Here is a 17,950-nt window from a genome sequence, read left to right as displayed (position 1 = left end):
AGGGGGTGGAGTTGCGCAAGGTCGACGGCGCGGACGCGGACGGCGTACGCCGACTCGTCGAGGTCACCAACGCGGCGCGGTCGGTCGACTCGCCCTGGCTGCACCCGCTCACCGAGCACGAGTGCGTGGGCGAGCTCCGGCACGGCTGGGACGGCGACCCGGCGGTGGGCTTCCTGGCGAGCGTCGACGGCGTCGACGTGGGTGCCGCGCGCTACGAGGTGTCGTCCTACGACAACGAGCACCTCGCCTGGGTGCTGGTGGAGGTGGCGCCGGCGCTGCGACGTCGGGGGCACGGCAGTGCGCTGCTGGAGGCCATGATCGCGCGGGCCCGGGCCGAGGGACGCACGACCCTGGGCACCGCCGCCTGGGACGCACCCGGGCCGGCGGCCTTCGCGGCGGTGCACGGCTTCTCGCAGCGCTCCGTCGAGGTGCACCGGCGCCAGCACGTGGAGGGGCCGCCGTCCCTGGCCGTCCCGGAGACCCCGGGCTACGAGCTGGTCCGGTGGCCGTCCCGCACGCCGGCGCGCGACCTGCCGGCACTGGCCGAGCTGACCGCGGCGATCAACGACGCGCCGACCGACGACCTGGACGTCGAGGACGAGGAGTTCCCGCCGGAGCGGATCGCGGCGTACGAGGGGGCCTGGGCGGCGCGTGGGCACCGGCTCTACCGCCTGGTCGCGCGCCAGCGGGGGAGCGGCGCGCTCGCCGGGCAGACGGTGGTCGCCGTCGACGGCGAGCGGCCGGCCTGGGCCGAGCAGCACGACACGTCGGTGGTCGCCGCGCACCGCGGTCACCGGCTGGGCCTCGCGCTCAAGCTCGAGATGCTCCGCTGGCTGGCCGAGGCGGAGCCGCAGGTGCGAGAGATCGACACCTGGAACGCCGAGTCGAACGATCACATGATCGACGTCAACGAGGCGCTCGGCTACCGGGTGCTGGGCCGGGTGCTCGACTACCAGCGGTCGCTCTAGAGGACGTACGACGCAGCGCGGCGCAGCTCCTCGGCGGCGCCGGTGACGATGCGGTCGATCAGCTCCTGGCAGGTCGGCAGGTCGTCGATGAGGCCGACGACCTGGCCGCTGGCGAGCACGCCCGCGTCGGTGTCGCCCTCGACGAGGCCGGCCTTGAGCATCGTCGGGGTGTTGGCGGCGAGCGCCATCTGGCCGAGGGTGCGACCCTGCGCCTTCTTCATGGCGCGGCCGTCCTTGAGCAGCGCCGCCCACGACATGCCGGAGTCCTTCTTGAACTCCAGGGTCCGGCGCATCGTCGGGCCCATCCGCTTGATCGCGCTGGTGCCCTCGAGCTGCTCGACGAGGTCGGTGCGCAGCATCCGGTGCGGCATGCCGTCCACCTTCGCGGTGACGACGGTGTCGGTCAGGCCGCGCTCGAGGTAGAGCTGCTTGACGGCGTCGGGCACGGCCGAGTCCTGGGTCAGCAGGAAGCGGGTGCCCATGCCGACCCCGGCGGCGCCGTACGACAGCGCGGCGGCGAGGCCACGGCCGTCGAAGAAGCCGCCGGCAGCGACCACGGGGATGTCGCTCTGTGCGTTCCTGAGGGCGTCGAGGACGGTCGGCAGCAGCAGCGTCGTCGGCACCGGGCCGGTGTGGCCGCCGCCCTCGCCGCCCTGCACCATCACGGCGTCCGCGCCCCACGAGGCGACCTTCACGGCGTGCTTGGCCGCTCCGATCGACGGCATCACGACGATGTCGTGCTCCTTGAGCTTGGCGATCAGCTCCGGCTTCGGGGCGAGGGCGAACGACGCCACCTTCACGCCGTACTCGATCAGCAGCTGGCAGCGGGCCGGGGCGTCGGCGGCGTCGGCGCGCAGGTTGACGCCGAAGGGCTGGTCGGTGCGGCCCTTGACCTCGACGATCGCCTTCTCGAGCTCCTCGAAGGTCATCGTGGCGCTCGCGAGGATGCCCAGGCCGCCGGCGTTGGCGGTGCCCGTCACCAGGCGGGGCCCGGAGACCCAGCCCATCCCCGTCTGCACCACGGGGTGGCGGACACCCGTCAGCTCGGTGAACGGGGTGCTGATCAGCTGGTCGATCATCACGGTGCCTCTTCCTGGGGGACCTCCTTGAACCGCAGGCCCTTCGGGTCGAGCACCTCGCGGATCAGGATCAGCTCTTCCGTCGTGGGCTCACGAGTGGTCGGTACGTCGGTGGGAACGTCGAGCTCGAACCCGGTGGCCTCGCGGACCTGGTCGACGGTGACGCCCGGGTGCACGCTGAGCAGCCGGATCGAGTCGTCGGGGCCCTTGACGTCGAACACGCCCAGGTTGCTGACGATCCGGTGGATGTCGTTGTAGCGGGCCGCGGCCGGGCCGGTCTCCTTGGCCAGCTTGGGGCCGACCCCGGAGACGATGTCGACCCGCTCCACGAAGACCCGGGTCGAATGCTTCGGCACCCAGTACGACGTGCGGTTGTTGACCGTGTTGCCGGGCGCGCCGCGGGAGCCGAGCAGCTGCCGCTTGGGCTGCGCCCAGTCGCCGATGGCGGAGATGTTCTGGTTGCCGTGCCGGTCGACCTGGGTGGCGCCCATCATCACGTGCCGCTTGCCGTAGGCGACGACGTCGAAGACCTTGCGGAACGGGATCCAGCCCTCGACGACGTCGGCCTTCGCGAAGAGCGGCGGGACGCCCGCGAGGAAGAGCGACTCCCCGTCGGAGATCACAAGGTCGGGGTTGCTGGTCAGCTTGGCCAGCCGCACGCCGAGCATCGGGAGCAGCCCCATCGGGCTGCCGAAGATCTCGCCGTCGTCCTTGAACGCGTCCGCGATCGCCGCGGCGCACACGTCGGCACGGGTCACGTCGTCGCTCACTTGGCCTCCTCCGCAAAGGACCGGACGGCCGCTTGGTACGCAGCCTCGTCGCCCTCGAGGAACCGGGCGCGGAAGGCCGCCCAGTCGTCGTCGCTGCCGGACGCTGCAGCGGCGTACGTCCGCTGGAACCGCTCGTCCCGCTCGTAGTCGGGCGTGCAGGTCGTGAAGTGCGCGCCGTTCGGCGTCTCGACGACGCCGCTGACCATCATCCGGCTGAGCAGCAGCCGCTGGACCGGTGTGTCGACCGTGAGGCCGGCGGTGTCGACGACCTGCTCGACGCTCAGGTAGCAGCGGTCGGCGGCCATGGCGAAGAGGTCGTCGAAGTAGGGGTCCGGTCCGAGGTACGTCGCGTTGCCGTGCTGGTCGGCGCGGTTGAGGTGGACCAGGGCCACGTCGAGGTGCAGGGCGGGTACGGCGACCAGCTCCTCACCGCTCTGCCCGTCGGGTCCGGCGTACGGACTCGTGACGGTCTTGATCCAGGGCTGGTTGACCAGCACGTCGGAGCCGAGGCCGGCCCGCATCGGCAGGAACGGGAGCCGCTGGGCCGCCGCGCGCAGTCCCGTCTGGAACATCCCCTCGTCGAGCTCGACGAGCTCGGGGATCGTGCCCTCCTGGCGAGCCTTCTGGAAGCTGGGCTCCAGCGGCACCGAGTCGAGGCTGACGAACGCGTAGACGAGCTTGCGGATCTTGCCGGCCCGGGCGAGAAGCCCGACGTCGGCGCCGCCCCAGCTGACGATCGTCAGGTCCTTCAGCTCGCTGCGCAGGATCGCGCGGACCAGTGCCATCGGCTTGCGCCGCGGGCCCCATCCGCCGATGCCGATCGTCATGCCGTCCTGCAGCTCGCCGACGACGTCGTCGATGCTCATCCGCTTGTCGCGGGGTCCCTTGGTCACTTCTTTGCCTTGTCCGTTCCCGCGAAGGTGTCGCGCAGCTCGTCACTGACACCGGCGAGGTTGAGCTCCATGGTGAAGCCCTGCTCGAACCGGTAGCTCTTGTTGACGTCGACCGGGTCGATGCCGTTGAGGCACTCCTTGGCGGCTCGGATGACCCGGGTGTCGTGGGCCGCGATCTCGCCCGCGACCTTCAGCGCCGCGTCGTCGAGCTCGTCCCGCGGGACCACCTCGAGGACCGAGCCGAACTGCACGAGGTCGGCCGCCTTGATGGTGCGCGCGGTGAAGTAGAGCGTGCGCATCATGTGCTGCGGCACCAGCCGGGCCATGTGAGTGGCGGCGCCGAGCGCGCCCTGCTTGACCTCGGGCACGCCGAAGTAGGCGTCGTCGCTGGCCACGACGCAGTCGGAGTTGCCGACCAGGCCGACGCCGCCGCCGAGGCAGAAGCCGTTGACGGCCGCGACCACGGGGACGGCGCACTCGTAGACCGCCTTGAACGCCGCGAAGCAGCCCTTGTTGGCGCCGATCAGGGCGTCGAACCCGGTCGTGTGCTGCATCTCCTTGATGTCGACGCCGGCGTTGAACCCGCGGCCCTCGGCGCGCAGCACGACGACGTGCGTGTCCAGGTCGGCACTCGCCTCGTCGAGGGCCGCGGCGACGTCGTACCAGCCCTGCACGGTCAGCGCGTTGACCGGCGGGCTGCTCATCGTCACCACCCGGATGCCGTCGGGGCGGACTTCGGAAGTGAGGGGCACGGACTCTCCTAACCAAGCAAGTGCTTGGTAGGGTACCAGCATGACGTTGGCGGTTGACCTCTCCGGACGCGTCGCGCTCGTCACGGGCGGGACGCGCGGCATCGGTCTCGGCATCACCCGGACCCTGGTCGCGGCCGGGGCCACCGTCGTGACCTGCTCGCGGTCCGAGAGCGAGCCGGTGCCGGGCACGACGCACCGCGTCTGCGACGTGCGCGACCCCGAGGCGGTGCAGGCGCTGGTGGCCTCGCTCGTGTCGTCTCTCGGGCGGCTCGACATCCTCGTCAACAACGCCGGGGGAGCCCCCGCCACGGATGCGGCGACCGCGTCGCCGCGATTCCACGACAAGATCGTCGGGCTCAACCTGCTCGCCCCGCTGCTGTGCGCGCAGGCCGCCAACGCGGTGATGCAGCAGCAGGAGAGCGGCGGCACGATCGTGAACATCTCGTCCGTCTCGGCCCACCGGCCGGCGCCGACGATCGCGGCGTACGGCGCGGCGAAGGCCGGACTCGACTCGCTCACCACCTCGCTGGCGATGGAGTGGGCGCCTCGGGTGCGCGTCAACGCGGTCGACGTGGGCCTCTGCCGTACCGAGCAGACCGACGACCACTACGGCGACGACGCGTCGGTCGTCGCGATCGAGGGGACCATCCCGCTGGGTCGGATGGCCCGTCCGGAGGAGGTCGGCAACGTCGTGGCCTTCCTGGCCAGCGACCTCGCGTCGTACGTCTCGGGGGCGACCGTCGCCTGCCACGGCGGGGGAGAGCCGCCCGCCTTCCTGATCGTCCAGAAGGGACTCTGATGACCAACCTCCTCGAAGGCCGCGTCGCGATCGTCACCGGCGCGGGCCGCGGGATCGGGCGCGCGCACGCGCTCGAGCTGGCGCGCCACGGCGCGGCCGTGGTCGTGAACGACTTCGGCGTCTCGCTCTCCGGCCAGAGCGATGCAGCAGAGGGGACCAGCGAGACGCCGGCCGAGTCGGTGGTCGCCGAGATCGAGGCGGCGGGTGGTCGTGCGGTCGTCAACGGCGCCGACGTCGCCGACTTCGAGCAGGCCGCCGCGATGGTGCAGCAGGCGATCGACACCTTCGGCGGGCTCGACATCCTGGTCAACAACGCCGGCTTCGTCCGCGACCGGATGCTCGTCAACACCGCCGAGGAGGAGTGGGACGCGGTGATCCGGGTGCACCTCAAGGGTCACTTCGCGCCGCTCCGGCACGCCGGGGCCTACTGGCGCGCCGAGGCGAAGGAGGGCCGCCAGCGCGCGGCGCGGGTCATCAACACCTCGTCGGGCGCCGGCCTCCAGGGCTCGGTCGGCCAGACGACGTACTCCGCCGCCAAGGCCGGCATCGCGGGCATGACGCTCGTCGCCGCCCAGGAGATGGGGCGGTACGGCGTGACCGTCAACGCGATCGCCCCCGTCGCGCGCACCCGGATGACCGAGGGTGCCTTCGACACCTCGGCCATGGCGCTGCCCGAGGACAACTCGCCCATCGTCGCCTGGCTCGCCTCGGTCGAGGCCGGCGACGTCACCGGCCGCGTCATCGAGATCGACGGCGGTCAGGTCACCGTCGAGATCGGCTGGCGCCACGGACCCGCGCTCGACCTCGGCCGCAGGTGGGAGGCGGCCGAGGTCGGGCCGGCCCTCCGCGACCTGCTCGCCGCCGGCCCGGACCCGGAGCCGGTGTACGGCGCCTGAGCGTCGGGCTGGGCCCAGCTCAACGCATCAGATGCGCTCGATGACCGTCCCGGTGGCCATCGCGCCGCCCGCGCACATCGAGATCAGCGCGGTGGACTGGTCGCGGCGCTCGAGCTCGTGCAGGGCGGTGGTGATCAGCCGGGTGCCGGTGGAGCCGACGGGGTGGCCGAGGGCGATCGCGCCGCCGTTGACGTTCACGCGGTCCAGGTCGACGTGGTGCTGGCCGGCCCAGGAGAGCACGACGGAGGCGAACGCCTCGTTGACCTCGAAGAGGTCGAAGTCGGAGATCGCCATGCCGGTCCGGTCGAGCACCTTCTGGGTCGCCTCGATGGGGCCGTCGAGGTGGTAGTACGGGTCGGAGCCGACCAGGCAGTGCGACACGATCCGGGCCCGCGGCTTGAGGCCGAGGGCGGCGGCGCGGTCGGAGTCCATGATGAGCACGGCGGACGCGCCGTCGCTGATCTGCGACGAGGTGCCGGCGGTGTGGAGCCCGTCCGGCAGCACGGTCTTCAGGCCGGCGAGGCCCTCGAGGGTGGTGTCGCGCAGTCCCTGGTCGGTGTCGACGACCCGGGTCTCGCCGGTGAGGTTGCCCTCGGCGTCGAGCACGGGCGCCGTGATCGCCGCGATCTCGCGCTTGAAGCGGCCCTCGTCGACGGCGACGCGCGCCTTCTGCTGGGACGCGAGGCCGAAGGCCTCGAGGTCGGCCCGGGTCAGGCCGCGGTTGCGGGCGATGCGGTCGGCAGCCTCGAACTGGTTGGGCATGTCGATCGACCAGTCGTCGGGTCGCGGGTCGCCCGTGCCCGGCGGCACGTTGGCACCCAGCGGGATGCGCGACATCGCCTCGACGCCGGCGGCGATCCCGATCTCGATCGTGCCGGCGGTGATCATGTCGTTGACCAGGTGCGCGGCCTGCTGGCCGGAGCCGCACTGGGCGTCGACCATCGTGCCCGCCGTGTGCTGGGCCAGCCCGGCGTGCAGCCACGCGCGGCGCACCATGCCGTTGGACTGCTCGCCCGCCTGGGTCACGCAGCCGGCGACGACCTGGTCGACGAGGTCGGAGTCGAGGCCGGAGCGGGCCAGCACCTCGCTCATGGCATGGCCGATCAGCACGGCGGGGTGCACACCGGCGAGCCAACCCTTCCTCTTGCCGAGGGGAGTGCGGACGGCGTCGATGATCACGGGGGTGCCCATGGGACAAAACTAGAACACGTTCTTATCCGCGACAACCTTCCGCTGCGTACCTTCGGTATGTATTGTCCATCACTAGAACGTGTTCCAGCCAGCCTCGAGGGAGCTCCCGTGACAGCAACCGACGTCCTGCCCGATGGATTCGACTTCACCGATCCGGATGTGAACCAGGCGGCCATCCCGCACGATGCGTTCCGCGCGGCGCGGCAGCACGCCCCGATCCAGTGGGTGAAGCAGGAGCCGACCTGGACGACCGGCTTCGCCCCGGAGGGCCAGGCCGGCTACTACGCGATCACTCGCCACGAGGACGTCTCGGCGATCTCGAAGGACAGCAAGAACTGGTCGACCGCCGAGAACGGCGCGATCATCCGGTTCCCCAACGAGATGGCCCGCGAGATGATCGAGATGCAGCGGGTGATCCTGATCAACCAGGACCCGCCGGAGCACACGCAGACCCGGGCCATCATCTCCCGTGGCTTCACGCCGCGATCGATCGCCGAGCTCGAGGACACCATGGTGTCGCGGGGCAAGGAGATCGTGGAGGCGGCGGTTGCGCGCGGGACGGGCAACTTCGTCGAGGAGGTCGCCGCGGAGCTGCCGCTCCAGGCCATCGCGGACCTCATCGGCGTACCCCAGGAGGACCGGCACAAGCTCTTCGACTGGTCCAACCAGATGCTCGCCGGCGAGGACCCGGACTACGCCGGCAACAACGACATCGCGGCCGCCGAGATCCTCGGCTACGCGATGATGCTGGCCGCCGACCGGAAGGCGAACCCGCGCGACGACCTGATCACCAAGCTGATCGAGGCCCACAAGGGCGAGCGCGGCCTGACCGACGACGAGTTCGGCTACTTCGTCATCCTGCTGGCGGTCGCCGGCAACGAGACCACCCGCAACGCCATCTCGCACGGCATGAACGCGTTCTTCGACAACCCCGAGCAGTGGGAGATCTGGAAGCGCGACCGGCCTGCGACCATGGTCGACGAGGTCGTCCGCTGGGCGACGCCCGTCAGCGTCTTCCAGCGCACCGCGCTCAACGACGTCGTGGTCAGCGGTCACCAGTTCACGAAGGGTGAGCGGGCGGCGCTGTTCTACGCGAGCGCCAACTTCGACGAGACGGTCTTCGAGGACCCGTTCACGTTCAACATCCTGCGTGACCCCAACCCGCAGCTCGGGTTCGGTGGCCACGGTGCGCACTACTGCCTGGGTGCCAACCTGGCCCGCCAGGAGATCCGGGTGATCTTCGACGCCATCGCCGACTACGCGCCGGACATCTCCAAGCTGGCCGACCCGTCCCGGTTGCGCCACTCGTGGGTCAACGGCCTCAAGGACCTGCAGGTCAAGTACGCCTAGGGCGTCGTACGACGATCAGGCGGCCCGCTCGGTGAGAACCAGCGGGCCGTCGATCGTGATGGCCACGGTGTGCTCCATGTGGGCGCCGCGCGAGCCGTCCTTGCTGCGCAGCGTCCAGCCGTCGGGGTCGGTGAAGATCTCGTCGGTGGTGTGCAGGAACCACGGCTCGATCGCGATCACCAGGCCGGGCCGGAGCTTCAGGCCACGGGCGGGGCGTCCGTCGTTGGGCACGTGCGGCTCGCCGTGCATCGTGCGACCGACGCCGTGGCCGCCGAACTGCAGGTTGACGCCGAGGCCCGCAGCGCGGGCCACCTCGCCGATGGCGGCGGAGATGTCGCCGAGCCGGTTGCCGGAGACCGCCTGCGCGATGCCTGCCTCGAGGGCGCGACCGGTGGTCTCGATCAGGTCCAGGTCCTCCTGGCGCGGCGTGCCGACGACGACGCTGAGCGCCGAGTCCGAGACCCAGCCGTCGACGTTCGCGGCGAAGTCGACGGAGAGCAGGTCGCCGTCCTGGAGGACGTAGTCGTGGGGGAGGCCGTGCAGGACCGCGTCGTTGACCGACGTGCACAGGACCTTGCCGAACGGGGACGCCCCGAACGACGGGTGGTAGTCGATGTAGCAGGACTCGGCGCCGCGGTCGCGGATCATCTGGTGGGCGAGCGCGTCGAGCTCCAGCAGGTTGACCCCGACGTCGGCCTTCGCAGCAAGCGCGGTGATCACGTCGGCGACGAAGCGACCGGCCGGTCGCATCTGCTCGATCTGGGCGGGGGTGCGGAGCTCGATCATGCGGTCGACCTTATCGGCGCCTCCGTAGGGTGACCGAATGGACGCAGACACGGGCGCAGACATCGGGTTGGTGCTCGGCACCATGTACTTCGGCACTCGCACCGACGAGGCGACGTCGTTCGCGCTGCTGGACCGGTACGTCGAGGCCGGCGGCCGGGTGCTGGACACGGCGAACTGCTACTCGTTCTGGACCTCGCCCACCGGGCACGGCGGCCAGAGCGAGGCTCTCCTCGGCCGATGGCTGGCGGCGAACCCGGGTCTGCGGGACGAGCTGGTGCTCGCGACCAAGGTGGGCGTCGAGCCCACCGACGACGGCGGGATCGAGGGGCTAGCCGCGACCGTGATCGAGCGGGAGGCGGCCCGGAGCCTGGAGCGCCTCGGTGTCGACGCCGTCGACCTCTACTGGGCGCACGGCGAGGACCGCTCGACCGACCTCGAGGAGACCGTCGCGGCGTTCGGGGCGCTGGTCGAGCGGGGCGTCGTACGCCGGCTCGGCGTGTCCAACCACCCGACCTGGCGCGTGGAGCGGGGCCGCGCCATCGCCGACCGGCTGGGCGTCGAGCCGTGGACCGCCCTGCAGCTGACCACGTCGTACGTCGAGCCGCGGCCGGGTGCGCAGGTGCCGGGCAAGGACCACCGCTTCGGGTTCGTGAGCGACGAGACCGTCGACTACCTCGACAGCCACCCCGAGCTGGACCTGTGGGTCTACAGCCCGCTGGTGCAGGGCAGCTTCGACCGCGCCGACCGGCCGTTCCCCGACGCCTACGACCACCCGGGCACGACGGCGCGGCTGGCGACGCTGGCCCGGGTCGCCGAGGCGCGCGGGGTGCCGCGGTCGCAGGTCGTGCTCGCCTGGATGCTGGCGCGGGGCTGGAAGCCGATCGTCGGCGTCAGCAGCGTCGAGCAGCTCGACTCCGCGCTCGCGTCGGTCCGCCTGGTCTCGGATCAGCTGGTGTCGGATCAGCTGGGAGCAGATCTGCTGGGAGCGGATTCGCTTCCCTGACGGCCCGAGCCGCCGCAGGCTCGGAGCATGACCCAGACCCCCTCGATCGCCGGCCTCACCGCGGCCGACCGGCTCCTGCACCAGCGGATCATCGTCCTCGGCCAGCAGGTCGACGACGACATCGCCAACAAGCTCTGCGCTGAGCTCCTGCTGCTCTCCGCCGAGGACCCGAAGCGCGACATCGCGCTCTACATCAACTCGCCGGGCGGCAGCGTGAGCGCCGGGCTGGCCATCTACGACGTGATGCGGCTGATCCCCAACGACGTCAGCACGCTCGCGATGGGACTGGCCGCCAGCATGGGGCAGTTCCTGCTGTCGGCGGGTACGCCGGGCAAGCGCTACGCCCTCCCGCACTCCCGGATCCTGATGCACCAGGGCTCGGCGGGGATCGGCGGCTCCGCGGTCGACGTACAGATCCAGGCCGAGAACCTCGAGCACACCAAGAACGTGATGATCGGCCTGATCGCCGAGCACACCGGCCAGCCCGTCGACGTCGTCGAGCGGGACTCGCTCCGGGACCGGTGGTTCACCGCCGATCAGGCGCGCGACTACGGCTTCGTCGACCGGGTGCTGACCGACGTCGGCGCCGTGACGCCGGCGCGTGCGGCGTCGAGCTTCGGGATGGTCCGCGCATGAGCGAGCGAAGCGAGCGAGTCAATCAGTGCAGCGCCCACGGAGCCTCGTGCGCGCACGGAGCGAAGCGAGTACGCGGATGAGTCAGTACACGATCCCGAGCGTGATCGAGAAGACGCACCGCGGCGAGCGGGCCGTCGACATCTTCAGCCGGCTGCTGACCGAGCGCATCGTCTACATCGGCACGGAGATCGACGACGGCGTGGCCAACGTCGTGATCGCCCAGCTGCTGCACCTGGAGTCGGACAACCCGGACGCCCCGATCGACATCTACCTCAACTCCCCGGGCGGGTCGATGACCTCGATGCTGGCGATCTACGACGCGATGGAGTTCGTCCGACCCGAGGTCGGGACCAAGTGCGTCGGCCAGGCCGCGTCGACGGCAGCGGTCCTGCTGGCCGCCGGGGCGCCCGGCCAGCGGATGATCCTGCCCCGGGCCCGGGTGGTGCTCCACCAACCGTCGGGCGGCGGTCAGGGCGCGCTGCCCGACCTCGCCGTGGCCGCGAAGGAGCTCGCCCGGGCGCGCGTCGAGATGGAGGAGATCCTGTCGACGCACACCGGGCGGTCGACGGAGCAGGTGCGGGAGGACACCGAGCGCGATCTGGTGCTGTCGGCCGAGGAGGCGGTGGCGTACGGCGTCGTCGACGTAGTCCTCGGGAGCCGGAAGAAAGCCGTGGTCTAGGAGGTTGGGCCGGGCATGACCTCTCTCGCCGACCGCGCGATCGCGGCCCTCCGCAGCAACCACGACACGCTCGCAGCCCTGGTGCCGACCCTGTCCGAGGAACAGCTCGCCGGGCCCAGCGGCGCCTCGGAGTGGACCGTCGCCCAAGCCCTGTCGCACCTCGGCAGCGGCGCCGAGATCACCCGCCAGCCGATCGCGACCGCCGCGGGGGAGCAGGTCGACGTCGAGGACAACCAGACCATCTGGGCACGCTGGGACGGCTCCACCCCGGCCGAGCAGGCCGCCGGGTTCGTCGAGCACGACGCGGCGTACGTCGCGACGGTCGAGGCACTGACGCCCGAGCAGCGCGAGAGCCTGGTGATCGACCTCGGCTTCCTGCCGAAGCCGGTGCCGCTCGTGGTCGCCCTCGGTATGCGCCTCAACGAGGTCGCCAACCACGCCTGGGACGTGCGGGTCGGTGTCGACCCGGCCGCGACCGTGGAGGCCGAGTCGGCCGAGCTGCTGCTCGAGCTCTTCACCGGGCCGCTGTCGTTCCTGCTCGGCTTCTCCGCCAAGGCCGACCAGGTCGAGCAGGAGGTCCGGCTGGCGATCCCCGGCGGGGGCATCGAGATCACCGACGCCGTCACCGTGACGGCCGACCTGGCCGACCCCACCGCGACCTTCGACGGTCCGGCCGAGGCCGTCGCGCGACTGCTGACGGGTCGCCTGCGCGCGCCGTACGACGCCGGCGTCAGCGTGACCGGCAACGTCACGCTCGACGAGCTGCGGAAGGTCTTCCCGGGCTACTGACGGCCGACGTTTGGTCACCAACCGCAGGCGGGAGCGTTCCCACCGTGCGCTTGGTGACCAAACGACGAGCGGCGGAGCCAGCGGCGCGTCAGGCCGCCAGTGCGACCGGGCCGGAGATCCGGCCGGTGGCGAGCCGACGGCTGACCCGCGTCGTGAGGTCGACGAGGCGCAGGCCGAGTGCGCCGGCGACCGCGCCGAGGACCTCCGAGCTCGGCTCCTTGAGCCCGCGCTCGACCTCGGAGAGGTACTGCGTCGAGACGCCCGCGTCGGTGGCGACGTCGGCGAGCGTGCGCTCGGCCGTACGCCGCTCCTCGCGCAGCTCGTGCCCGACGGCCTCGCGCCAGAGCGGCTCGGGGTCGGACTTCTTGTCCGGGAATGCGACGACGTCACCCATGTCCCGACCGTAGTGCGGTAACGGGCCCACCGGGAGCGCCGTTCGCCACGGGCGAACGATCCCGCGTCGGGTCAGGCCCAGAAGTCGAGCGGCTCGACCGCCGGCTGGTCCGCGACGGTGTCCAGGAGGCACCCGGCGGAGTGCGCGTAGCCCGTCGTGGTCGCGGCCAGCAGCGCCTCGGCGCCCTGGTCGGCCGAGAAGTCGTGGGGGACGACGAGGAGGCACAGCGTCAGCCGCTGGGACGTGCGCAGCAGCACGAGGTGGGTGTCGTCCCGCGGCACGGCGTCGAGCTCCACGTGCCCGCCGCGCACCGCCACGCGTCGCGGCGTCGCGTCCCAGTCGGGCGGGGAGTAGACGGCGTGCTGGACGCGTCCGAGCGCGTGCGGGAAGTGATCCGCGAGGTCGGCGAGCTCGACCGCCAGGTCGCGGCTGCGTGGCCACCACCCGCCGTCGAGCGTGTCCAGCCCGGTGCGATCGCTCATCCGTAGGCGCAGGGACCCGCGGGTGGAGGGGACGGGTTCGTACGACGTCGACATGACGTGCGCCTCTCGACCGGTCGGGGCCTCCGGTCGGAGGTGTCCGTCGTGGTCCGTTCCCTGCACCCTACGCGGGTGGCGTCAGTTGCTCGGCTTCTCCGAGCCCACGACCCACATCGCGAAGAACTGCGAGCCGCCGCCGTACGCGTGACCCAGCGCCTTGCGGGCGCCGTCGACCTGGTGCTCGCCCGCCGCGCCGCGGACCTGGAGCGCCGCCTCGCCGAAGCGGAGCATGCCGGACGCGCCGATCGGGTTGGAGGAGAGCACGCCGCCCGAGCAGTTGACGGGCAGTACGCCGTCCATGGCCGTGCCGCCGGACTCGGTGAGCCGCCAGCCGCCGCCGTTCTCGTCGGCGAAGCCGAGCGACTCGAGCCACATCGGCTCGAACCACGAGAACGGCACGTAGATCTCGGCCATGTCGATCTCGTCGATCGGGCTGGTGATGCCGGCCTGCTTCCACAGGGCTGCGGCGGCGTCGCGGGACGCCTGGGGGTTGACCTGGTCGCGCTCGGCGGCCGTGGTCGCCTCGGACCGCATCACGGTGCCGTGGATCCAGGCCGGGTTCGGCGAGGCCGCGGCGACGTCCTCGGACACGATCACCAGCGCGCAGGCGCCGTCGGAGGACGGGCACGTCTCGTCGTACCGGATCGGGTCCCAGAGCATCTGCGAGGCGAGCACGGACTCGACGGTGGTGCCCTCGTTGTGCAGGTGGGCGTAGGGGTTCTTCAGCGCGTTGTTGCGGTCCTTCGCCGCCACGATCGCGCCGACGTGGGTCGGGGCGTCCGAGCGCCGGATGTAGGAGCGGACGTGCGGCGCGAAGTAGCCGCCCGCGCCCGCGTGCACCGGCATGTTGAACGGCAGCGGCACCGACAGCGCCCACATCGCGTTGGACTCCGACTGCTTCTCGTAGGCGACCGTGAGCACTTTCTTGTGCACGCCGGCCTGGACGAGGGAGGCGGCCACGATGGCGGTCGAGCCGCCGACCGAGCCGGCGGTGTGCACTCGCAGGAGCGGCTTTCCGGCGGCGCCGAGCGCCTCCGCCAGGAACAGCTCGGGCATCATCACGCCCTCGAAGAGGTCGGGCGCCTTGCCGACGACGATCGCGTCGATCTCGTCGAGGGTCATGCCGGCGTCCTCGAGCGCGCGGTCGATCGCCTCACGGCACAGGCCGGCCATCGAGACGTCGAGTCGCTTGGCACGGTGGTGGGTCTGGCCGACGCCGACCACCGCGGCGGGCTGCTTGGCCATCAGTTGGTCCCTTCAGTTGTCGAGCCCAGGACGCACAGGAGGTTCTGCTGCAGGGCAGGACCGGACGTCGCGTGGGCCACGCCCTTGCTCACCTCACTCGACCAGATCCGCGAGGCGACCTCGCCGATCCGGATGCCGCCGGCGGAGAACATCGGGTTGCTCGTCAGCGCACCTCCCGACGGGTTGATGCGTACGTCGTCGGCGAGGCCGAGCTCGCGGCGCAGGACCAACTCCTGGTGGCTGAACGGCGCGTGCAGCTCCGCCACCTCGACCCCGGACAGGTCGACAGCCGCGGCGGCGCGCTCGGCCGAGGGCGAGCGGGTCAGGTCGCGGGTGCCCATGCCCATCGGGTCGATGTAGTGCGCGAGCCCGCTGATCCAGGCCGGCGTCTCGCGGACGTCGCGGGCCCGGTCGCCTGCGGCCAGCACGATCGCGGCCGCGCCGTCGGTGACGGGGGAGCAGTCGTGCTTGCGCAGCGGGTCGGCGTACATCGGCCGGGCGAGCAGCTCCTCGACCGACGAGCCGCCCTTGCGGATCGACCAGTCGTTCTTCTCCGCGTCGGTGAGCGACCGGTTGGCCACCTCGGCCATCGCCGTCTCGTCCCAGACGCCGGCGTCGATCCCGGCGCGGGCCTGGAGGCCGGCCAGCGACACGGTGTCGGGCCACAGCGGCGTCATCGTGTACGGCTCCAGCTGGAGGCCCAGGGTCCGGCGCAGGACGCCGGCCGAGGCCTTGCCGAAGGCGTAGACGAGCGCGGTGTCGACCTCACCGGTCTGGATCTTGAGCCAGGCCTCGTACATGGCCCAGGCGAGATCCATCTCGACGTGCGACTCGTTGACGGGCGGGATCACGCCGATCGCGTCGACCGCCGACACGAACGAGAACGACCGGCCGGCCAGGTAGTCGGACGAGCCCGAGCACCAGAAGCCGATGTCGCGGCGGGTCCAGCCCGTCTGCTCGTAGCACTCCGCGAGGAGGGGTACGAGCATCTCCACGCAGGTCGGTGACCCGTCGAACTCGGGCATCTGTCGCTGGGCGAACCCGACGACTGCAACGTCTCTCATCTCAGCCTCTCGTTCCCGGTCAGAGGTGGTGCCGGTAGGTGTCGTAGTCCGCGTCCGGGTCGCCGGTCGGCTCGAAGTGGTCGATGTTCTCCAGGGAGTAGGTCCACTCGGCCTCGGGCTTCCACACCGCCTTGACGCGCATGCCCATCCGGACCTCCGCGGCGTCGACGCCCAGGATCAGGTGGAGGACGGCGATGTCGGCGCCGTCGAGCAGCACGTACGCCGACACGTACGGCGGGGTGATCTTCTGGCCGAGGAACGGCACGTTGACGATGCAGAACGTCGTGATGGTGCCGGTCTGCGAGACCTCCACCTCCTCCGCCGTCGGCGTCCCGTCGGACGGGCAGGCGCTGCGCGGCGGCACGTAGACCTTCTGGCAGGTGGGGCAGCGCTGGCCGACGATGCGGCCCTCGTTGAGGCCGCGGTAGAAGGCGGACTCCTCGGGGCTCGCTGCGTACAGGTAGTCAAGCGAGACCGGGACGATCACGCCGGTGACGGGGTCCACGGTCTGGAGCGTGGTGGTCGCCGCCGGCTCCCCGATCTCCGGTTCGAACACGATGTCGGTGATCGCGCCGACGCGCTCCTCGGCGAAGCGCACCCGCACCCGCATGCCGGTCGACACCTCGTCGGGCGACGAGACGTCGAGCGCGTGCAGGAACGGCCGGGTGGCGCCGTCGAGGGTCACCAGGGCGAAGGCGAAGGGGCGGTCGAACGGCTGGTCCTTGACCGGCTCCGGCACCCAGACCCAGGACGTGACCGTCCCGCCCGGGCCGACCTCGACGAACTCGGTCGTCGGCTCGTGGGTGACCGGGTCGAACTCCAGCGGGGGTACGACGACCTCACCCGCCGAGGTCCGGCCGCCGACGACGACGCCGTCGCGGAGCCCGGTGAGGAAGCGACCCACGACGGGGCCGGTGGAGCGGGTGTAGTCGAACGCTACGGTGACCGGTGCTGACAGTGTTCGTGTCATGGTCCGAAACTAGAACACGTTCTACACTTCGGCAAGAGCGTGCCCACGGCGGGCGTCGGCGGTGAGACGACAGGAGAGACGTGATGAAGCTCGGACTGCAGCTCGGCTACTGGGGAGCCCAGCCCCCGCAGGGCGTCGGAGAGCTGGTCGCCGCCGCCGAGGAGGCGGGGTTCGATGCCATCTTCACCGCCGAGGCGTGGGGGAGCGACGCGTTCACCCCGCTGGCCTGGTGGGGGCGCGAGACCGAGCGCATCAAGCTGGGCACCTCGATCGTGCAGATGTCCGGCCGGACGCCGACGTCGATCGCGATGCACCTGATGACGCTCGACCACCTGTCGAACGGTCGCGTCATCCTCGGCATGGGCGTCAGCGGTCCGCAGGTCGTCGAGGGCTGGTACGGCCAGCCGTTCGGCAAGCCGCTCGCCCGTACCCGCGAGGTCGTGGACATCATCCGCAAGGTGCTGGCCCGCGAGGACAAGGTCACCAACGACGGTCCGCACTACCCGCTGCCGTTCCGCGGCGAGAACTCCGTCGGGCTGGGCAAGCCGCTCAAGCCGATCGTGCACCCGCTCCGCGCGGACGTGCCGATCTGGCTGGGCGCCGAGGGTCCGAAGAACGTCGCCCAGACCGCCGAGATCGCCGACGGCTGGATCCCGATCTTCTACACCCCTAAGTCGGCCGGCATGTACCAGCCGTGGCTCGACGAGGGCTTCGCCCGGCCCGGCGCCCGGCGCACCCGGGACGACTTCGAGATCGCCGCGACCTGCCACCTCCAGGTCGTCGCCAACGCGGAGGAGAAGCAGTTCATCCTCGACGCGATCAAGCCGTCGGTCTCGCTCTACATGGGCGGGATGGGCGCGCAGGAGGCCAACTTCCACAACCAGGTCTTCGTGCGGATGGGCTACGAGGACCTGGCCGCGGAGGTGCAGCGGCTCTACCTCAGCGGCGAGAAGGACAAGGCGACCGCCCTGATCCCCGACGAGCTGGTCGACGACATGCACATCGTCGGCACCGCCGGCGAGGTCAAGGAGAAGGTCGCCCAGTGGGAGGAGACCGGTGTGACCACGCTGCTGCTCAGTGCCCGGTCCGCGGACGAGATCCGGTCGGTGGCCGAGCTGCTGGCGTGACCCGCATGACAGAGTTGCCT

General features: G+C 71.2%; 20 protein-coding genes. 9 read left to right on the top strand and 11 right to left on the bottom strand.

The genetic code is table 11. The annotated features are described in order from the left end of the window. Window positions 1–5: 5 nt before the first annotated feature. The gene (locus ASC77_RS01590; RefSeq protein ID WP_056147972.1) at window positions 6–968 is read left to right on the top strand and encodes a GNAT family N-acetyltransferase; all 963 of its coding nucleotides are present in this window, start codon (window positions 6–8) and stop codon (window positions 966–968) included. Here ASC77_RS01590 and ASC77_RS01585 read toward each other — a convergent pair. Genes ASC77_RS01585 through ASC77_RS01570 form a run of 4 tightly spaced genes read right to left on the bottom strand, consistent with a single transcriptional unit; the run spans window position 965 to window position 4,462 of the window. Further along, window positions 965–2,047, bottom strand: coding sequence for an NAD(P)H-dependent flavin oxidoreductase (locus tag ASC77_RS01585; protein ID WP_056147970.1), 1,083 nt, complete (start codon window positions 2,045–2,047; stop codon window positions 965–967). The two genes, ASC77_RS01590 and ASC77_RS01585, sit on opposite strands and share 4 nt — an antisense overlap. Further along, window positions 2,047–2,817: a CoA-transferase subunit beta gene (locus ASC77_RS01580; RefSeq protein WP_156390870.1), complete on the bottom strand. Its 771-nt coding sequence runs from the start codon at window positions 2,815–2,817 to the stop codon at window positions 2,047–2,049. The genes ASC77_RS01585 and ASC77_RS01580 overlap by 1 nt, the downstream gene beginning before the upstream one ends. Continuing rightward, window positions 2,814–3,710: a CoA transferase subunit A gene (locus ASC77_RS01575; RefSeq protein ID WP_200944865.1), complete on the bottom strand. Its 897-nt coding sequence runs from the start codon at window positions 3,708–3,710 to the stop codon at window positions 2,814–2,816. Before ASC77_RS01575 ends, ASC77_RS01580 begins: the two co-directional genes overlap by 4 nt. Beyond that, window positions 3,707–4,462 (bottom strand): enoyl-CoA hydratase family protein, encoded by a 756-nt coding sequence (locus ASC77_RS01570; protein WP_056147966.1) that lies wholly within the window; start codon window positions 4,460–4,462, stop codon window positions 3,707–3,709. Before ASC77_RS01570 ends, ASC77_RS01575 begins: the two co-directional genes overlap by 4 nt. A gap of 40 nt (window positions 4,463–4,502) precedes the next feature. Between ASC77_RS01570 and ASC77_RS01565 the strand changes: the two genes are divergently transcribed. Further along, a complete protein-coding gene (locus ASC77_RS01565; protein WP_056147963.1) occupies window positions 4,503–5,261 on the top strand; it encodes an SDR family oxidoreductase in 759 nt (252 codons plus the stop codon). Further along, window positions 5,261–6,157, top strand: a complete 897-nt coding sequence (locus ASC77_RS01560) for an SDR family oxidoreductase (protein WP_056147961.1) — start codon at window positions 5,261–5,263, stop codon at window positions 6,155–6,157. Before ASC77_RS01565 ends, ASC77_RS01560 begins: the two co-directional genes overlap by 1 nt. A gap of 27 nt (window positions 6,158–6,184) precedes the next feature. Here the strand turns inward: ASC77_RS01560 and ASC77_RS01555 are convergent, their stop codons facing one another. Beyond that, window positions 6,185–7,348, bottom strand: a complete 1,164-nt coding sequence (locus ASC77_RS01555) for a steroid 3-ketoacyl-CoA thiolase (RefSeq protein ID WP_056147958.1) — start codon at window positions 7,346–7,348, stop codon at window positions 6,185–6,187. 108 nt (window positions 7,349–7,456) lie between these two features. On the opposite strand from ASC77_RS01555, the gene ASC77_RS01550 reads away from it, so the two are divergent. Further along, window positions 7,457–8,698 carry a cytochrome P450 gene (locus ASC77_RS01550; protein ID WP_056147955.1) on the top strand — a complete coding sequence of 414 codons (1,242 nt, stop codon included), beginning with the start codon at window positions 7,457–7,459 and terminating at the stop codon, window positions 8,696–8,698. A gap of 15 nt (window positions 8,699–8,713) precedes the next feature. Here the strand turns inward: ASC77_RS01550 and map are convergent, their stop codons facing one another. After that, entirely contained in the window at window positions 8,714–9,484 is a 771-nt protein-coding gene (gene map / locus ASC77_RS01545; RefSeq protein WP_056147952.1) for a type I methionyl aminopeptidase, read from the bottom strand. A 37-nt stretch (window positions 9,485–9,521) separates the two neighbouring features. Here map and ASC77_RS01540 point away from each other — a divergent pair, with 37 nt between their 5' ends. The 4 genes from ASC77_RS01540 (at window position 9,522) to ASC77_RS01525 (ending at window position 12,591) form a co-directional block, all read left to right on the top strand. Further along, entirely contained in the window at window positions 9,522–10,487 is a 966-nt protein-coding gene (locus tag ASC77_RS01540; RefSeq protein WP_056147950.1) for an aldo/keto reductase, read from the top strand. Window positions 10,488–10,514: 27 nt separating this feature from the next. After that, window positions 10,515–11,123 carry a ClpP family protease gene (locus ASC77_RS01535; protein WP_056147948.1) on the top strand — a complete coding sequence of 203 codons (609 nt, stop codon included), beginning with the start codon at window positions 10,515–10,517 and terminating at the stop codon, window positions 11,121–11,123. 76 nt (window positions 11,124–11,199) lie between these two features. Next, the gene (locus tag ASC77_RS01530; protein WP_056147946.1) at window positions 11,200–11,802 is read left to right on the top strand and encodes a ClpP family protease; all 603 of its coding nucleotides are present in this window, start codon (window positions 11,200–11,202) and stop codon (window positions 11,800–11,802) included. A gap of 15 nt (window positions 11,803–11,817) precedes the next feature. After that, complete coding sequence (locus ASC77_RS01525; protein ID WP_056147945.1) at window positions 11,818–12,591, top strand: maleylpyruvate isomerase family mycothiol-dependent enzyme; 774 nt, start codon at window positions 11,818–11,820, stop codon at window positions 12,589–12,591. Between the two features lie 88 nt (window positions 12,592–12,679). Here ASC77_RS01525 and ASC77_RS01520 read toward each other — a convergent pair whose 3' ends face one another. The 5 genes from ASC77_RS01520 to ASC77_RS01500 all read right to left on the bottom strand — a co-directional run bounded on the left by ASC77_RS01520 (window position 12,680) and on the right by ASC77_RS01500 (window position 16,803). Beyond that, window positions 12,680–12,985 carry a helix-turn-helix domain-containing protein gene (locus tag ASC77_RS01520; RefSeq protein WP_056147943.1) on the bottom strand — a complete coding sequence of 102 codons (306 nt, stop codon included), beginning with the start codon at window positions 12,983–12,985 and terminating at the stop codon, window positions 12,680–12,682. Window positions 12,986–13,056: 71 nt separating this feature from the next. Continuing rightward, complete coding sequence (locus ASC77_RS01515) at window positions 13,057–13,467, bottom strand: DUF5994 family protein (RefSeq protein WP_156390868.1); 411 nt, start codon at window positions 13,465–13,467, stop codon at window positions 13,057–13,059. Between the two features lie 135 nt (window positions 13,468–13,602). Further along, window positions 13,603–14,769 (bottom strand): thiolase domain-containing protein, encoded by a 1,167-nt coding sequence (locus tag ASC77_RS01510; protein WP_056147938.1) that lies wholly within the window; start codon window positions 14,767–14,769, stop codon window positions 13,603–13,605. Next, window positions 14,769–15,833 carry a thiolase domain-containing protein gene (locus ASC77_RS01505; RefSeq protein WP_056147935.1) on the bottom strand — a complete coding sequence of 355 codons (1,065 nt, stop codon included), beginning with the start codon at window positions 15,831–15,833 and terminating at the stop codon, window positions 14,769–14,771. Before ASC77_RS01505 ends, ASC77_RS01510 begins: the two co-directional genes overlap by 1 nt. Before the next feature lie 19 nt (window positions 15,834–15,852). Further along, window positions 15,853–16,803, bottom strand: a complete 951-nt coding sequence (locus ASC77_RS01500; RefSeq protein WP_056147934.1) for a Zn-ribbon domain-containing OB-fold protein — start codon at window positions 16,801–16,803, stop codon at window positions 15,853–15,855. Between the two features lie 83 nt (window positions 16,804–16,886). Between ASC77_RS01500 and ASC77_RS01495 the strand changes: the two genes are divergently transcribed. Next, on the top strand, window positions 16,887–17,930 hold the full coding sequence (locus ASC77_RS01495; RefSeq protein WP_056147931.1) for an LLM class F420-dependent oxidoreductase: 1,044 nt from the start codon (window positions 16,887–16,889) through the stop codon (window positions 17,928–17,930). The last annotated feature ends 20 nt before the right edge of the window (window positions 17,931–17,950 follow it).

Source organism: Nocardioides sp. Root1257 (genome assembly GCF_001425175.1).
In the GTDB taxonomy this organism is placed as follows: Bacteria; Actinomycetota; Actinomycetes; order Propionibacteriales; family Nocardioidaceae; genus Nocardioides.
The sequence above is the reverse complement of the archived record's forward strand: the minus strand, read 5'-3'. Positions and strand labels throughout refer to the sequence as shown.

Excerpts from the sequence above, each read along its gene's own strand:
- ASC77_RS01585 (WP_056147970.1), bottom strand. The coding sequence starts at position 2,047 with ATGATCGACCAGCTGATCAGCACCCCGTTCACCGAGCTGACGGGTGTC.
- ASC77_RS01565 (WP_056147963.1), top strand. The coding sequence starts at position 4,503 with ATGACGTTGGCGGTTGACCTCTCCGGACGCGTCGCGCTCGTCACGGGC.
- ASC77_RS01560 (WP_056147961.1), top strand. The coding sequence starts at position 5,261 with ATGACCAACCTCCTCGAAGGCCGCGTCGCGATCGTCACCGGCGCGGGC.
- ASC77_RS01555 (WP_056147958.1), bottom strand. The coding sequence starts at position 7,348 with ATGGGCACCCCCGTGATCATCGACGCCGTCCGCACTCCCCTCGGCAAG.
- map (WP_056147952.1), bottom strand. The coding sequence starts at position 9,484 with ATGATCGAGCTCCGCACCCCCGCCCAGATCGAGCAGATGCGACCGGCC.
- ASC77_RS01540 (WP_056147950.1), top strand. The coding sequence starts at position 9,522 with ATGGACGCAGACACGGGCGCAGACATCGGGTTGGTGCTCGGCACCATG.
- ASC77_RS01535 (WP_056147948.1), top strand. The coding sequence starts at position 10,515 with ATGACCCAGACCCCCTCGATCGCCGGCCTCACCGCGGCCGACCGGCTC.
- ASC77_RS01530 (WP_056147946.1), top strand. The coding sequence starts at position 11,200 with ATGAGTCAGTACACGATCCCGAGCGTGATCGAGAAGACGCACCGCGGC.
- ASC77_RS01525 (WP_056147945.1), top strand. The coding sequence starts at position 11,818 with ATGACCTCTCTCGCCGACCGCGCGATCGCGGCCCTCCGCAGCAACCAC.
- ASC77_RS01520 (WP_056147943.1), bottom strand. The coding sequence starts at position 12,985 with ATGGGTGACGTCGTCGCATTCCCGGACAAGAAGTCCGACCCCGAGCCG.
- ASC77_RS01515 (WP_156390868.1), bottom strand. The coding sequence starts at position 13,467 with ATGAGCGATCGCACCGGGCTGGACACGCTCGACGGCGGGTGGTGGCCA.
- ASC77_RS01510 (WP_056147938.1), bottom strand. The coding sequence starts at position 14,769 with ATGGCCAAGCAGCCCGCCGCGGTGGTCGGCGTCGGCCAGACCCACCAC.
- ASC77_RS01505 (WP_056147935.1), bottom strand. The coding sequence starts at position 15,833 with ATGAGAGACGTTGCAGTCGTCGGGTTCGCCCAGCGACAGATGCCCGAG.
- ASC77_RS01500 (WP_056147934.1), bottom strand. The coding sequence starts at position 16,803 with ATGACACGAACACTGTCAGCACCGGTCACCGTAGCGTTCGACTACACC.
- ASC77_RS01495 (WP_056147931.1), top strand. The coding sequence starts at position 16,887 with ATGAAGCTCGGACTGCAGCTCGGCTACTGGGGAGCCCAGCCCCCGCAG.